Origin of the sequence: Streptomyces phyllanthi (genome assembly GCF_009377205.1) — a bacterium.
GTDB lineage: Bacteria > Actinomycetota > Actinomycetes > Streptomycetales > Streptomycetaceae > Streptomyces > Streptomyces phyllanthi.
In genome coordinates, this window is the sequence record NZ_VJZE01000795.1 from 1 (window position 1) to 2,357 (window position 2,357).

2 protein-coding genes are annotated in these 2,357 nt (G+C 72.0%); both read right to left on the reverse strand.

Annotation, left to right across the window (positions count from 1 at the left end):
* On the reverse strand, positions 1–1,095 hold a 1,095-nt coding region (pyk, locus tag FNH04_RS44935; RefSeq protein ID WP_194237031.1), incomplete at its 3' end, for a pyruvate kinase.
* A 191-nt stretch (positions 1,096–1,286) separates the two neighbouring features.
* Complete coding sequence (gene mmuM, locus FNH04_RS44940) at positions 1,287–2,216, reverse strand: homocysteine S-methyltransferase (RefSeq protein WP_152791991.1); 930 nt, start codon at positions 2,214–2,216, stop codon at positions 1,287–1,289.
* Positions 2,217–2,357 lie beyond the last annotated feature (141 nt).

A 2,357-nucleotide genomic window follows, 5' to 3' on the forward strand; every position in this document is an offset into this window, starting at 1 on the left:
GGGCAGGGGCTCGTGATCGCCCGCGGCCCCCGCGGCGGGGGCGCTGACCGAGGTCAGGTCGCCACGCCAGGTGCCCGTCGTGCCTTCCAGCGGAGCGCCCCTCGTGCCGAGGTACTGCTCCGCCGCCGACGCGACCTGCCTCATGAGGGTGACCGACTCGACGGGATAGGTACCGAACGCGGTCTCGCCCGACAGCATGACACCGGCGGCGCCGTCGAGGACGGCGTTGGTGATGTCGGTGATCTCGGCCTTGGTCGGGTAGGGCCGCTCGATCATCGTCTCCAGCATCTCCGTCGCCACGATGACCGGCTTCTCGAACTCGGTGGCCCGGGAGAGGATCTCCTTCTGCAGCACACCGATCTGCTTCAGATCCGTCTCGGCCGACAGATCGCCGCGATCGATCATGACGGCGTCCGAACTGTCGATGATCTCCTCCAGGTTCCGCACGGCGCGCGGGGTCTCGATCTTCGCGACGATGCCGGGGCGCCCGCCGGGCAGCTGCTCCCGGACCAGCGCGACATGCCGGGCCGACTCGACGAAGCTGATCCCGACCAGGTCGACGCCGGTCTCACGGGCGAAGGCCAGCATCTCGCGGTCACGCTCGCCGACCAGCTCCCCGCCGAGCTCCACCCCCGGAACGTTGATGCCCTTCCTGCTGCGGAGCCGGCCGGCCACCTCGGCCCGGCAGTGGATGTCGGGGCCGGTGACGTCGATGACCGTGAACCGCAGCTTGCCGTCGTCAGCCAGCAGCGTGTCTCCGGGGGAGACGTCCAGGTGCAGCCGCCGTGAGCCGACCGTCACCTTCTGCCGGCCGTCGTGTCCCTCCTCCGTCGTGAGGGTGATCAGGTCACCGACGGCGAAGACGGGCTCATGCGCCAGGTGGGCGGTGCGGATCTTGCGCCCCGGCACGTCCAGCAGGACGGGGGTCGTGGGAAGCACCCGCTTGATCAGGTCGATCGTGTCCCGGTGCCATGCCAGCGCATTGTGTGAGGCGTTGAGCCGCACGATGCTCATGCCCGCCTCGGCCAGGGAGATCAGCATCTCCGCGGAGCTTGTCGCAGGTCCGATGGTGGCGATGATGCGCGTACGGCTCACGGGGGTCCCCTCGCTGGAGAGCGGCGAATACAACACAGTGTGTTCAAAACACTACTGCACGTAGTCAAGCGGTGCCAGGCCGATACCGGTCCGCATGGTGCGCCCGGCTCGGGCACGCGCCCACCCGGGGCGCCGCTGCTCCTGTCGCTGTGGCTGCTCCTGTCGCTGTGGCCGTAGCCGCGCCGAGCGGGTTACGCCGCGGAACCTCCGCGCACCGTCCCCGCGATGGCCGTGATCGCCTCCGGCCCCACCCGGCAGCACCCGCCGATCAGCCGTGCCCCCGCCCGCTGCCAGCCGGTGACCTGCGCGGTGGTGAACCTGGAGCGGCCGGTCCACGCGCGGGCCCCGGCGTCCCAGACCTCACCGCTGTTCGGATACACGACGACCGGCTTGCCGGTGACCCGGGCCGCCGTCCCGATGGCGCCCTCCACGTCCTCGGGGGCGCAGCAGTTCACGCCCACCGCGACGATCTCGTCCACGTCGGCGGCCGGGGCGAACGCCTCCTCCAGGGGCTGTCCGGCGCGGGTGCGGTCACCGGCCACCGTGTACGACAGCCACGCGGGCACGCCGAGGCCGCGCACCGCCCGGAGCAGTGCCTCGGCCTCGTCGCTGTCCGGGATCGTCTCCAGGGCGAGGACGTCCGGGCGGGCGGCGGCCAGGACCTCCAGGCGCGGGCGGTGGAACGCCTCCAGCTCGGCGACCGTGAGCCCGTAGCGGCCGCGGTACTCGGAGCCGTCCGCGAGCATCGCGCCGTACGGGCCGACGGACGCGGCCACCCAGAGGGGCCGCGAGGAGTCCTTGACCTGCCGGGCCGCCTCGCGCGCCGACTCCACGCTCAGGGTGAGGAGTTCGGCCGCCCGTTCGCGGCCGGTCCCGCGCCGGGCGAAGCCCTCGAACGTCGCCTGGTAGCTGGAGGTGATCGCCACGTCCGCGCCCGCCTCGTAGTAGGCGAGATGGGCCTCGGTGATCGCCTCGGGGCGCTCGGCGAGCAGCCGGGCCGACCAGAGGCCGTCGCTCAGGTCGTGGCCCGCGGACTCCAGCTGGTTGGACATGCCGCCGTCGAGGACGAGCGGGCCGGAGGCGAGGGCGTCGGCGAGGGTGCGGGTGGTGTCGCTGGTCATGTCCTGACGCTAGTCGACATGGGTCGCCGCACCGGATTGTGTCCAGTTGGTGAACAGATCGACCACCATGTGGGACGGCGGGATACGATCGGCCTCCTTCCCGCCCCGCACCCCGCACCCGGCGCGTCGTCCTCCCGGGGG

Coding starts and splice junctions, on each gene's coding strand:
- mmuM (WP_152791991.1), bottom strand. CDS start 2,216: ATGACCAGCGACACCACCCGCACCCTCGCCGACGCCCTCGCCTCCGGC.